Origin of the sequence: Streptomyces sp. NPDC029041 (genome assembly GCF_040637515.1) — a bacterium.
GTDB lineage: Bacteria > Actinomycetota > Actinomycetes > Streptomycetales > Streptomycetaceae > Streptomyces.
In genome coordinates, this window is record NZ_JBEZWO010000008.1 from 16,086 (window position 1) to 27,538 (window position 11,453).

Genomic DNA, 11,453 nt, shown 5'->3' on the forward strand with positions numbered 1-11,453 from the left:
CCCCGACGCCCACCCTTTCTTTTACGGGCTTTTATTCACGGCCACACACCCGGGATACATCATCACGCTGTTACCCAGGGGTGTGGGCGTGCTGTTTCACGTGAAACAGCACGCCCACACCTCACTGCGCTAACCGATTCCGCGCCATCCCTCGGGGGCTACCCCACCCGGTACAGGAGCACCCTCGTCGTACGGCTGACGCGTGAACACGAACGAGCCGAGGTCCAGGTGACTCACGGACCCGTCCGGCCGCCGTACGGCCTGCAGAAGCTCGCCGGCGTAGTAGCCCTCGAGCCCCGTCCATGTGCCGTCACCGTTCGCACGGAACCGAGAGCGACGGCCCCCGCCGGTCAACGGCCCCAGCGACACGAGCCCCTCGGACGTCAGACGCAGAGCGAAGGCATGCGTACCCCAGTACCACTGCCCCGTCAGCTCCAGCAGCGACTGATCGACATCACGGAGCGGCTTCCACGGTGCCGGGATACGCGGCTCCGCCTCGGCGACGATACGGACCAGATCGGCGGCAACAGGGAACAGCAGTGGCCCTGACGTGGCATTGGCCAGGGCGATGGCTGCCACATCGTCCTCGACGCTGATCATGAGGCAGGCGAGGAAGCCGGGCAGCGACCCGGTGTGGCCGACGAGGGACCGCCCGTTCCGTTGCCGGATCTCCATGCCCAGGCAGTAGGCGTAACCGCTCGCCACATCCGCCGCCTCGTGGGGCGCTGCCGGCGTCCGCATCTCCCTCAAGGAAGCGGCGCTCAGCACCCGCTCGTCGCCGTTGAGCAGGAAGGCCGCGAACCGAGCCATATCACCACTCGTCGCCCAGAGTTGACCGGCCGGCGCCATGAGCCCCAGATCCTCGAGGGGCTCGGGAAGCATCACGTCCGCCCAGGGATGCACGGCCCAGCCACCCGCGTGAGGCGCCTGCGGCCGCACACTGGTGCGCCGCAGACCCAGAGGGTCGAGCACTTCACGACGAAGGACGTCCTCCCAGGAAGCCCCGCGGAGCTTCTCCACGAGCGCGCCGAGCACGGCGTAGCCCGGGTTCGAGTAGTGGAACCGGCGGCCTGGCGGAGTCAGCAGGGGCCGTTCGCCCAGCACGTCGGCCAGTTCGGGCCGCAGGGATCCGGGGCTCCGCTCCCACCACGGGCCCGGGGTCTCGGCCGCCAGTCCCCCTGAGTGCGCGAGGAGTTCGGCGACGGTCGCCTCCCCCACGCCGGTGCCCGGCAGATGCTTCTCGAGCGGATCACCCAGGTCCAGAGCGCCCTCGTCGCGCAGCCGTAGTACGAGAACCGCCGTGAAGGTCTTGGTGATCGAACCGATCCGGTACTGCACGTTCTCGTCCGGCGCGTGGCCCTCCACCGAGGTCCGTGCGCCCGTCCACACCGTCGCACCGTCGCGCACGACGGCCGCGACGAGCGAGGGCGCCCGCCCCTCTGCCTGCGCGACGGCGATCCGGTGCAACAAGGCACGACGGGTGGCGGGGAGCAACTCTTCCTGAGATGTCGTCATGGGCCCAGTCCACCCGGTCGGCCAGTCCCGCGTCGAGCACATTCGGGCCGGCCTGTGAGGCCTGTCGGCTCAGGTCTGGGCCATGTCCACGAACCGTGAGTAGTGCCCCTGGAAGGCGACCGTGATCGTCGCCGTGGGACCGTTTCGGTGCTTGCCCACGATGATGTCCGCCTCGCCCGCCCGCGGTGACTCCTTCTCATAGGCGTCCTCGCGGTGGAGAAGGATCACCATGTCGGCGTCCTGCTCGATGGAGCCCGACTCACGCAGGTCGGACACCATCGGCTTCTTGTCCGTGCGCTGTTCGGGACCACGGTTGAGCTGGGAGAGCGCGATCACCGGAACCTCCAGCTCCTTGGCCAGGAGCTTGAGGTTCCGGGACATGTCCGAGACCTCCTGCTGACGGCTCTCGGAGCGCTTGGAGCCTCCGGCCTGCATCAGTTGCAGATAGTCGATGATCACGAGCCTGATGTCGTTGCGCTGCTTCAGCCGACGGCACTTGGCACGAATCTCCATCATCGACAGGTTCGGCGAGTCGTCGATGTAGAGCGGTGCGGACGACACCTCGGGCATCCGACGCGCCAGACGCGTCCAGTCGTCGTCCGTCATGGTGCCGGACCGCATGTGGTGAAGGGCGACGCGGGCCTCCGCGGACAGCAGTCGCATCGCGATCTCGTTGCGCCCCATCTCCAGGGAGAAGATGACGCTCGGCAGGTTGTGCTTGATCGACGCGGCCCGGGCGAAGTCCAGGGCCAGCGTCGACTTGCCCATGGCGGGACGGGCAGCGATGACGATCATCTGTCCCGGGTGCAGGCCGTTGGTGAGCGAGTCGAAGTCCGTGAACCCGGTCGGCACACCGGTCATCTCGCCGCTGCGCGAGCCGATCGCCTCGATCTCGTCGAGCGCGCCCTCCATGATGTCGCCGAGCGGGAGGTAGTCCTCACTGGTGCGCTGCTCGGTGACCGCGTACACCTCCGCCTGGGCGCGGTTGACGATCTCGTCGACATCGTCGTCGGCCGCGTATCCCATCTGCGTGATGCGCGTACCGGCCTCGACCAGGCGGCGCAGGACGGCCCGCTCATGAACGATCTCCGCGTAGTACGCCGCGTTGGCCGCCGTGGGCACCGTCTGGACGAGGGTGTGCAGATACGAGGCGCCGCCGACCTTGTTGATCTCGCCCCGCTTGGTCAGCTCGGCGGCGATCGTAATGGGGTCGGCCGGCTCGCCCTTGGCATAGACATCGAGGACGGCCTGATAGATCGTCTCGTGGGCCGGCTTGTAGAAGTCGTGGCCCTTGAGGATCTCGACGACGTCGGCGATGGCGTCCTTGGACAGGAGCATGCCGCCGAGGACGGACTGCTCGGCGTCGATGTCCTGCGGCGGTACCCGTTCGAACGACGGGGACGATCCACCGTCCCACGCGCCGTTGTCCCTGCCACGCTCGTGCTGCTCGTCGCGGCCCCGGCCTCCGTCACCACGTCGGCGGGAAGCGGGCAGACGATCACTGGGACCACTGTCGGCCCACGGGTCGTCCAAGGGCTCGGAAATGCTCACCGAGCGACCTCCTCCCGTCCGCCGAAGCAGACCTAGCCGTGCCCCTCTTTTCTACGGCACGGCACTGACAAATAAGAGGCCCAACTCCGGTTGGCTCGCGCCGGTTTTGTGGCGTTTGGGAAACCGGCGGACGGAGCGGGCGCCGGACTACCGTAGGCCCGTCGGCACCGTCAGCCAATCTGGTTATCCACAGGCCATGTGGACGACGGCCCAGATGCTGTGGAGAACCCCGCGAAACCTGTGCACGACCCGGTGGACAGGCCTGTGAACAAGCCGAGCCCCTCCGGCAGAAAAGCTCCCTGACCTGCCCCTTTGCCGTCCACGGGCTGTGCAGAAGAAAAAGTTTCCCAACCGGCGCAAGATCACCTCGAACAGTGCACAGCAGTGCGCACACCGAGACGAAGGGTAAGGGCCTCAGGTCCTTTGCATCTCTTACCTGTGGACGATTAGATTAGTGCACATGACACAGGCCCCCGCGCGCCACTCCTCCGGCCGGAGACAGCACGATCGAGAGATCATCACGCTGGCCTTGCCTGCCTTCGGTGCCCTCGTCGCCGAGCCCCTCTTCCTCATGGCCGACACCGCCATCGTGGGGCACCTGGGCACGGCCCAACTCGCCGGTCTGGGCATCGCCTCAGCCCTGCTGATGACTGCCGTCAGCGTCTTCGTCTTCCTGGCCTACGCCACAACGGCCGCGGTGGCCCGTCGTGTCGGCGCGGGCGACCTCCGAGCAGCCATCCGGCAGGGCATGGACGGTATCTGGCTGGCCCTGCTCCTCGGCGCTGCCGTCGTCGCCGCCGCTCTGCCGACGGCACCCCACCTCGTGGACCTTTTCGGCGCCTCGGACGCGGCAACTCCTTACGCGATCACCTATCTGCGCATCTCCGTACTCGGCATACCGGCCATGCTCATCGTCCTGGCCGCGACGGGTGTCCTGCGCGGACTGCAGGACACCAGAACCCCTCTCTATGTCGCCATCGCGGGCTTCGTCGCCAACGGCGCCCTCAATGTCGGGCTCGTCTACGGTGCCGATCTGGGCATCGCCGGTTCCGCGTGGGGCACCGTCATCGCCCAGTGCGGCATGGCCGCCGTCTACCTCATGGTGGTTCTGCGAGGGGCACGCAAGCACGGGGCCTCGCTGCGCCCGGATGCCGCCGGGATCAGGGCCTCCGCACAAGCCGGTGTCCCCCTGCTGGTGCGTACTCTCTCACTGCGGGCGGTCCTGATGATCGCCACGGCGGTCGCAGCCCGTCTGGGAGATGCCGACATCGCTGCCCACCAGATCATCCTCTCCCTGTGGAATCTGCTGGCCTTCGCCCTCGACGCCATCGCCATCGCGGGTCAGGCCATCATCGGTCGCTACCTCGGTGCCGGTGACTCCCGGGGCGCCCGGGAGGCGTGCCGCCGCATGGTGGAGTGGGGTATCGCCGTCGGCGTCGTCCTCGGCGTCGTGGTGGTTCTCGCCCGGCCGGCCTTCCTGCCCTTGTTCACCGGCGACCCGGCCGTCACGGATGTGGCGCTGCCCGCCCTGATCATCGTCGCTCTCTCCCAGCCGATCTCCGGCATCGTCTTCGTCCTCGACGGCGTACTGATGGGCGCCGGCGACGGCCCTTACCTCGCCTGGGCGATGCTGCTCACCCTGGTGGTGTTCACGCCGGCCGCTCTGCTGGTCCCGGTACTGGGCGGTGGGCTCACCGCCCTCTGGGCCACGATGACGCTGATGATGACCGTACGGATGCTGACCCTCTGGCTTCGCACCCGCTCGGGCCGCTGGATCGTGACGGGCGCGACCCGCTGACCGTTTCACGTGAAACGGCATGTGTTTCACGTGAAACAGGGAGTGCTCCACAGAACGCGATGTTTCACGTGAAACAGGCGCCCACCCGGCAGGTCGGCGCACAGAGGACACGAATGGGGCCGCACCCCTGAGGGTGCGGCCCCATCGCTTACTACTTCAGAGCGGCACTCAGGCCGCGACAACCTCGATGTTGACCTTGGCGGCAACCTCGGGGTGCAGACGCACGGACGTCTCGTGAGCGCCCAGCGTCTTGATCGGCGAGCCGAGCTCGATGCGGCGCTTGTCGACCTCGGGGCCACCGGAAGCCTTGATCGCGGAAGCGATGTCGGCCGGGGTGACGGAACCGAAGAGACGACCGGCGTCGCCGGAGCGCACGGCCAGACGGACCTTGACGCCCTCGAGCTGGGCCTTCACAGCGTTGGCCTGCTCGATGGTCTGGATCTCGTGGATCTTGCGAGCACGACGGATCTGCTCGACGTCCTTCTCGCCGCCCTTGGTCCAGCGGATGGCGAACTTCCGCGGGATCAGGTAGTTGCGAGCGTAACCGTCCTTGACGTCGACGACGTCGCCCGCAGCACCGAGGCCGGAGACCTCGTGGGTGAGGATGATCTTCATGAGTCGGTCACCCTTCCCTTATCGCGCGGTGGAGGTGTAGGGCAGCAGCGCCATCTCACGGCTGTTCTTCACGGCCGTGGCGACGTCACGCTGGTGCTGCGTGCAGTTGCCGGTCACGCGGCGGGCACGGATCTTGCCGCGGTCGGAAATGAACTTCCGCAGCATGTTCGTGTCCTTGTAGTCCACGTACGTGACCTTGTCCTTGCAGAATGCGCAGACCTTCTTCTTCGGCTTGCGCACAGGCGGCTTAGCCATGGTGTTTCTCCTGTGTGATCAAGAAGTGTGAGTGCGAACCCGCCCCTAGAAGGGGGGCTCATCCGAGTAGCCGCCGCCGCTGCCGCCGCCGGAGTTTCCACCCCAGCCGCCGCCACCGCCCTGGTTGCCACCGGCGGGAGCGCCGGTCGCCCACGGGTCGTCGGCGGGAGCGCCGCCACCCTGCTGGCCGCCACCGGGGCCGCCGCCCCAGCCGCCGCCACCCTGGGCGCCGCCACCGCCGCCGTAGCCACCCTGGCCACCCTGTCCACCACGGCCGGTGGTCTTGGTGACCTTGGCCGTGGCGTTGCGCAGGCTGGCGCCGACTTCCTCGACGTCCAGCTCGTAGACCGTGCGCTTGACACCCTCACGGTCCTCGTAGGACCGCTGCTTCAGCCGGCCCTGCACGATGACGCGCATGCCTCGCTGGAGCGACTCGGCGACGTTCTCCGCCGCCTGTCGCCAGACCGAGCAGGTCAGGAACAGGCTCTCGCCGTCCTTCCACTCGTTCGTCTGGCGGTCGAAGGTGCGGGGGGTGGACGCGACACGGAACTTCGCGACCGCCGCACCGGAGGGGGTGAAGCGCAGCTCGGGGTCGTCGACAAGATTGCCGACGACCGTGATGACGGTCTCGCCTGCCATGGGGGAACCTCTCGGCGGGTTTGCTCTGGCTGCTTGCTACTCGAATCCCGGAATCAGCTGAGCTGGGAAGCTCAGTGGGTCTCGGGACGGAGGACCTTGGTCCGGAGGACCGACTCGTTCAGGTTCATCTGGCGGTCGAGCTCCTTGACGACCGCAGGCTCGGCCTGCAGGTCGATGACCGAGTAGATGCCCTCGGGCTTCTTCTTGATCTCGTACGCGAGACGACGACGGCCCCAGGTGTCGACCTTCTCGACCTTTCCGCCGCCGTCACGGACGACAGAGAGGAAGTTCTCGATCAGCGGAGAGACAGCGCGCTCCTCGACCTCGGGGTCGAGGATGACCATCACCTCGTAGTGACGCATGTGGAACCCACCTCCTTTGGACTCAGCGGCCACGGTCGTTCCGTGGCAGGAGGGTTGTGATGCGTAGGCAACGGTATCGGCCACCACTGACAATCGGGGTTCTGAGGAGAAGCCCCTGCCATGACGTGGGCAGACACCGGTGCGGACGCTACAGAGTACCCGCACAGCGGCTTGCGGTTGAAATCCGGCCGCCAGGGCAGCCAATCTGTACACATCGGGTGTGTATGGCGCTACGGTGCGCCGACTTTCGCAGGAGGTGCCCTATGGCACAGGCATTGCGACCCAACACCGGCGGCGGCCTCTTCGCCACGGACGGCAAGCCCCACCCCCTCCAGGACGCCCTGCTGGCGGTGACCCTGGTGCTGGGCCTCTTGTCGTTCCTCACGGCGATCATCGACGAAGACCTGCATGTACTCAGCTCCTGGGCCGGCCTGGTGGGCATCCTCACGGGTGCGTACGGCCAGTGGATCTCGGAGACGACCCGGGAGCGCTTCGGTCTCATCCTCGGCCTGGGCGCTTCGGGCGTCGGGTTCTTCCTGGGCATGGGGCACGGCGGCCTCATCGGCTGACGCCCGGACACCTCCCCATCCGAAGACCGGTCTCACGCCCCGGTCGGCCTCGGGCCGGGGCGCGGGACCCGTACGCCCAACCGGCGCGCTCCCAAGGCGCAGTAGGCTTCGCGCGAGAGCCGGAGCCCCTGTACCCATGGGGACACACCAGCCCGAGGAGCGCCCATAAATGAGCCTGACCCTGAGGACCATCAGTCGCGAGCAGCATCTGGCCTACATCCAGAGCCTGCCGTCGGCGAGCCACATGCAGGTCCCGGCCTGGGCTGACGTCAAGGCGGAGTGGCGCTCCGAGAACCTCGGCTGGTTCGACGACCGCACGGGCGAGATGGTCGGTGCCGGTCTGGTCCTCTACCGGCAGCTGCCCAAGATCAAGCGCTACCTCGCCTACCTGCCCGAGGGCCCGGTCATCAACTGGTTCGCGCCGAATCTGCAGGAATGGCTCGAACCGATGCTGGCGCACCTGAAGCAGCAGGGCGCGTTCTCCGTGAAGATGGGCCCGCCGGTGATCATCCGGCGCTGGGAGGCCCCCTCGATCAAGCAGGGCATCCAGAATCCGGACGTCAAGCGCCTGCGTGACATCGAGGCCGACCACATCGAGCCGCGCGCCTTCGAGGTGGCCGACAAGCTGCGCCGCATGGGCTGGCAGCAGGGTGAGGACGGCGGCGCCGGCTTCGGTGACGTCCAGCCGCGTTACGTGTACCAGGTGCCGCTGGCGAACCGTTCCCTGGAAGAGGTCCACAAGAACTTCAACCAGCTGTGGCGCCGCAACATCAAGAAGGCCGAGAAGGCCGGCGTCGAGGTCGTCCAGGGCGGCTACCAGGACCTCGAGGAGTGGCAGCGGCTGTACGAGATCACCGCCGTGCGCGACCACTTCCGCCCGCGCCCCTTGTCGTACTTCCAGCGCATGTGGACGGCCCTCAACACCGAGGACCCCAACCGCATGCGGCTGTACTTCGCCCGCCACAACGGCGTGAACCTGTCCGCCGCGACGATGCTGATCGTCGGCGGGCACGTCTGGTACTCCTACGGCGCCTCCGACAACATCGGCCGCGAGGTGCGGCCCTCGAACGCGATGCAGTGGCGGATGCTGCGCGACGCCTACGCGCTCGGCGCCACCGTCTACGACCTGCGCGGCATCTCCGACTCGCTGGACGAGACCGACCACCTCTTCGGTCTGATCCAGTTCAAGGTGGGTACCGGCGGCCAGGCGGCCGAATACCTCGGCGAGTGGGACTTCCCGCTGAACAAGCTGCTGCACAAGGCGCTCGACATCTACATGTCGCGTCGCTGATGTCCCGTTCAGTGCTTCCATACCTCTGACACACGGAAACCGCCGATACACGGCACCACGAGAAAGGTTCCAGGTCCGGCCATGGCGCTCACGCTCTACGTCGACACCGCGCGCTGGCGTGCGCACCACAAGCACGTGCAGGAGCAGTTCCCGGGTCTCGTACCGGTCTGCAAGGGCAACGGCTACGGCTTCGGGCACGAGCGGCTGGCGGAGGAGGCCACGCGGCTGGGTTCGGACGTCCTGGCCGTCGGCACCACGTACGAGGCCGCCCGCATCAAGGACTGGTTCGGTGGGGACCTGCTGGTGCTGACGCCGTACCGGCGGGGCGAGGAGCCGGTGCCGCTGCCGGACCGGGTCATCCGCTCCGTCTCCTCGATAGACGGTGTGTACGGCCTGGTCGGCGCCCGTGTGGTGATCGAGGTGATGTCCTCGATGAAGCGGCACGGCATCAGCGAGCAGGACTTGGCGCAGCTGCACGCCGCCATCGAGAACGTCCGCCTGGAGGGCTTCGCCATCCACCTCCCGCTGGACCGCACCGACGGCTCGGACGCCGTCGAGGAGGTCATCGGCTGGATGGACCGGCTGCGTGCCGCCCGGCTGCCCCTGCACACCATGTTCGTCAGTCACCTCAAGGCCGAGGACCTCGCCCGGCTCCAGCAGCAGTTCCCGCAGACCCGCTTCCGGGCCCGCATCGGCACGCGGCTGTGGCTGGGGGACCACGACGCCACCGAGTACCGCGGCGCGGTCCTGGACGTCACACGCGTCGCCAAGGGCGACCGCTTCGGCTACCGGCAGCAGAAGGCGGCCTCCGACGGCTTCCTGGTGGTCGTGGCGGGCGGTACGTCGCACGGAGTGGGTCTGGAGGCCCCCAAGGCCCTGCACGGCGTCATGCCACGCGCCAAGGGGGTTGCCCGCGCCGGCCTCGCGACGGTGAACCGGAACCTTTCTCCGTTCGTCTGGGGCGGCAAGCAGCGCTGGTTCGCGGAGCCGCCGCACATGCAGGTGTCGATCCTGTTCGTCCCGGCGGACGCGCCCGAGCCGAAGGTCGGCGAGGAGCTGGTGGCCCATCTGCGGCACACCACCACGCAGTTCGACCGGATCGTCGACCGCTGACCCCACCCGGCGCACCGTCCCGCGTAAGACAGCAAGAAGGCCGTACACGGCTTCCCGTGTACGGCCTTCGGCGTTTCCGGCCACGGCGTCTCGCGCCGTTCGCTCAGAGCGAACCGCCCGTTGCGCCAGGCCTTCCCCACTCGACCGGTGTCCCGCCGTCGAACTGGGCGGTCTCGTGCTGCCGTGCGCGGGCCGCTGGACCGAGGACGAAAACGTCCCCGGCGCCGTCGAGCACTCCGCCCGAGGGATCGTCGTCACCGGACCGGCGCACAGGATCCCGCTCCGGCAGGAAGATGTCGCGCACGACCATCACGCAGAGGTACAGCGTCCCCAGCAGATGCAGGCCGATGGCCCAGTGATAGCCGTCAGTGGGCAGACCCTTGTGGGCCTCTCCGCTGGTCGTGTACGCGAGGTACAGCCAGATCCCCAGGAAGTACGCCACCTCACAGGCCTGCCAGATCAGGTAGTCCCGCCACTTCGGACGGGCGAGAGCGGCCAGCGGGACCAGCCACAGGACGTACTGCGGCGAGTAGACCTTGTTGGTGAGAATGAACGCCGCGACGATCAGGAAGGCGAGCTGAGCGAACCGCGGGCGGCGCGGGGCGGTCAGCGCGAGGGCCGCGACGGCCGCACAGCACAGCAGCATCAGCAGCGTCGCCAGTGTGTTGACGGTCTCCGTGCTGAGCGGGTCGTCAGAGTTCTGGGCCATGATCAGCCAGAAGGAACCGAAGTCGACGCCCCTCTCCTGGCTGAACGTGTAGAACTTCGACCAGCCCTCGAACGCGAAGAGCATCACCGGTCCGTTCACGACGACCCAGGCGACGATCGCGCCGCCCAGAGCCGTCCCGAACTCGCGCCATCTGCCCGCGCGCCAGCACAGCACCATCAGCGGCCCGAGGAGCAGGAAGGGATAGAGCTTGGCGGCCGTGGCAAGCCCCAGCAGGACGCCGAAGGCGAGGGAGCGTCCCCGTGACCACATCAGCATCGCCGCGGCCGTCAGGGCGACCGCGAGGAGGTCCCAGTTGATGGTCGCCGTCAGCGCGGCGGCAGGCGCCAGGGCGACGAGCAGGCCGTCCCAGGGACGCCGGGCGTGGGTGCGGGTCACGCAGACGGCGATGACGGCCGCGCACACCATGAGCATTCCGGCGTTGACCATCCAGTACCACTGCTCCTGGTCCTGGATGGCGCCACTGCCGGGCGTGAGCCAGGAGGCGACCTCCATGAAGACGCCGGTGAGCACCGGGTACTCCAGGTACTGCATGTCGCCGGGGAGCCGGTCGAAGTACGGCACGAGCCCGTCGGCGAAACCGCGCCCCTGATACAGGTGCGGGATGTCCGAGTAGCACGCGTGCGTGTACTGGGAGCTGGCGCCGAAGAACCAGGCGCCGTTGTAGCAGGGCGCCTTCTGGACCAGGCCGAGGGCGAACATACCGATCGCCACCAGCGCGATCACCCGCACGGGCGCCCACCAGGACGTCCCGAGCAGGGCACGCCGCCCGAGCGGGCCGCCGATCAGCTCGCTGCCGGCCGCGGCGACCTCGTCCTCCTTGGTCGGCCGCACCGGCTCCCGCTCATGGACGCTCGCTTGCGTCGATTCTGCACTGGGCATGCCGCACATCCTGCCGTACGCGTCCAGGAATACGCCGAGGGCCGCCGCCCCTCACGGGGGCGGCGGCCCTCGTTTCACGTGAAACACCCTCGCGTTTCACGTGAAACACCCTCGCGTTTCACGTGAAACACCCAAG

11 protein-coding genes are annotated in these 11,453 nt (G+C 67.9%); 4 read left to right on the forward strand and 7 right to left on the reverse strand.

Annotated elements, in window-relative coordinates; translation table 11 throughout:
- Positions 1-129 precede the first annotated feature (129 nt).
- Together AB0F04_RS21350 and dnaB are read right to left on the reverse strand one after the other, a co-directional pair.
- Positions 130-1,515: a serine hydrolase domain-containing protein gene (locus AB0F04_RS21350; protein WP_362043553.1), complete on the reverse strand. Its 1,386-nt coding sequence runs from the start codon at positions 1,513-1,515 to the stop codon at positions 130-132.
- 69 nt (positions 1,516-1,584) lie between these two features.
- Positions 1,585-3,066, reverse strand: coding sequence for a replicative DNA helicase (dnaB, locus tag AB0F04_RS21355; RefSeq protein ID WP_362043554.1), 1,482 nt, complete (start codon positions 3,064-3,066; stop codon positions 1,585-1,587).
- A gap of 460 nt (positions 3,067-3,526) precedes the next feature.
- Between dnaB and AB0F04_RS21360 the strand changes: the two genes are divergently transcribed.
- Positions 3,527-4,864, forward strand: coding sequence for an MATE family efflux transporter (locus AB0F04_RS21360; protein WP_362043555.1), 1,338 nt, complete (start codon positions 3,527-3,529; stop codon positions 4,862-4,864).
- A gap of 168 nt (positions 4,865-5,032) precedes the next feature.
- Here AB0F04_RS21360 and rplI read toward each other — a convergent pair whose 3' ends face one another.
- The 4 genes from rplI to rpsF form a co-directional block, all read right to left on the reverse strand.
- Positions 5,033-5,479 (reverse strand): 50S ribosomal protein L9, encoded by a 447-nt coding sequence (rplI, locus tag AB0F04_RS21365; protein ID WP_033309881.1) that lies wholly within the window; start codon positions 5,477-5,479, stop codon positions 5,033-5,035.
- An 18-nt stretch (positions 5,480-5,497) separates the two neighbouring features.
- Positions 5,498-5,734 carry a 30S ribosomal protein S18 gene (rpsR, locus tag AB0F04_RS21370; RefSeq protein WP_003949403.1) on the reverse strand — a complete coding sequence of 79 codons (237 nt, stop codon included), beginning with the start codon at positions 5,732-5,734 and terminating at the stop codon, positions 5,498-5,500.
- Between the two features lie 45 nt (positions 5,735-5,779).
- The gene (locus tag AB0F04_RS21375) at positions 5,780-6,373 is read right to left on the reverse strand and encodes a single-stranded DNA-binding protein (protein ID WP_351631814.1); all 594 of its coding nucleotides are present in this window, start codon (positions 6,371-6,373) and stop codon (positions 5,780-5,782) included.
- 71 nt (positions 6,374-6,444) lie between these two features.
- Positions 6,445-6,735 (reverse strand): 30S ribosomal protein S6, encoded by a 291-nt coding sequence (rpsF, locus tag AB0F04_RS21380; RefSeq protein WP_030847098.1) that lies wholly within the window; start codon positions 6,733-6,735, stop codon positions 6,445-6,447.
- A 263-nt stretch (positions 6,736-6,998) separates the two neighbouring features.
- Here rpsF and AB0F04_RS21385 point away from each other — a divergent pair, with 263 nt between their 5' ends.
- From AB0F04_RS21385 to AB0F04_RS21395, 3 genes are all read left to right on the forward strand, one after another.
- On the forward strand, positions 6,999-7,304 hold the full coding sequence (locus tag AB0F04_RS21385) for a hypothetical protein (RefSeq protein ID WP_362043556.1): 306 nt from the start codon (positions 6,999-7,001) through the stop codon (positions 7,302-7,304).
- 169 nt (positions 7,305-7,473) lie between these two features.
- Entirely contained in the window at positions 7,474-8,595 is a 1,122-nt protein-coding gene (gene femX / locus AB0F04_RS21390; protein WP_031137685.1) for a peptidoglycan bridge formation glycyltransferase FemX, read from the forward strand.
- Positions 8,596-8,676: 81 nt separating this feature from the next.
- On the forward strand, positions 8,677-9,708 hold the full coding sequence (locus tag AB0F04_RS21395) for an alanine racemase (RefSeq protein ID WP_053670130.1): 1,032 nt from the start codon (positions 8,677-8,679) through the stop codon (positions 9,706-9,708).
- A gap of 103 nt (positions 9,709-9,811) precedes the next feature.
- Here AB0F04_RS21395 and AB0F04_RS21400 read toward each other — a convergent pair whose 3' ends face one another.
- Positions 9,812-11,326, reverse strand: coding sequence for a glycosyltransferase 87 family protein (locus tag AB0F04_RS21400; protein WP_362043557.1), 1,515 nt, complete (start codon positions 11,324-11,326; stop codon positions 9,812-9,814).
- Between the last annotated feature and the right edge of the window lie 127 nt (positions 11,327-11,453).

Excerpts from the sequence above, each read along its gene's own strand:
- AB0F04_RS21350 (WP_362043553.1), bottom strand. The coding sequence starts at position 1,515 with ATGACGACATCTCAGGAAGAGTTGCTCCCCGCCACCCGTCGTGCCTTG.
- AB0F04_RS21360 (WP_362043555.1), top strand. The coding sequence starts at position 3,527 with ATGACACAGGCCCCCGCGCGCCACTCCTCCGGCCGGAGACAGCACGAT.
- rplI (WP_033309881.1), bottom strand. The coding sequence starts at position 5,479 with ATGAAGATCATCCTCACCCACGAGGTCTCCGGCCTCGGTGCTGCGGGC.
- rpsR (WP_003949403.1), bottom strand. The coding sequence starts at position 5,734 with ATGGCTAAGCCGCCTGTGCGCAAGCCGAAGAAGAAGGTCTGCGCATTC.
- AB0F04_RS21375 (WP_351631814.1), bottom strand. The coding sequence starts at position 6,373 with ATGGCAGGCGAGACCGTCATCACGGTCGTCGGCAATCTTGTCGACGAC.
- rpsF (WP_030847098.1), bottom strand. The coding sequence starts at position 6,735 with ATGCGTCACTACGAGGTGATGGTCATCCTCGACCCCGAGGTCGAGGAG.
- AB0F04_RS21385 (WP_362043556.1), top strand. The coding sequence starts at position 6,999 with ATGGCACAGGCATTGCGACCCAACACCGGCGGCGGCCTCTTCGCCACG.
- femX (WP_031137685.1), top strand. The coding sequence starts at position 7,474 with ATGAGCCTGACCCTGAGGACCATCAGTCGCGAGCAGCATCTGGCCTAC.
- AB0F04_RS21395 (WP_053670130.1), top strand. The coding sequence starts at position 8,677 with ATGGCGCTCACGCTCTACGTCGACACCGCGCGCTGGCGTGCGCACCAC.
- AB0F04_RS21400 (WP_362043557.1), bottom strand. The coding sequence starts at position 11,326 with ATGTGCGGCATGCCCAGTGCAGAATCGACGCAAGCGAGCGTCCATGAG.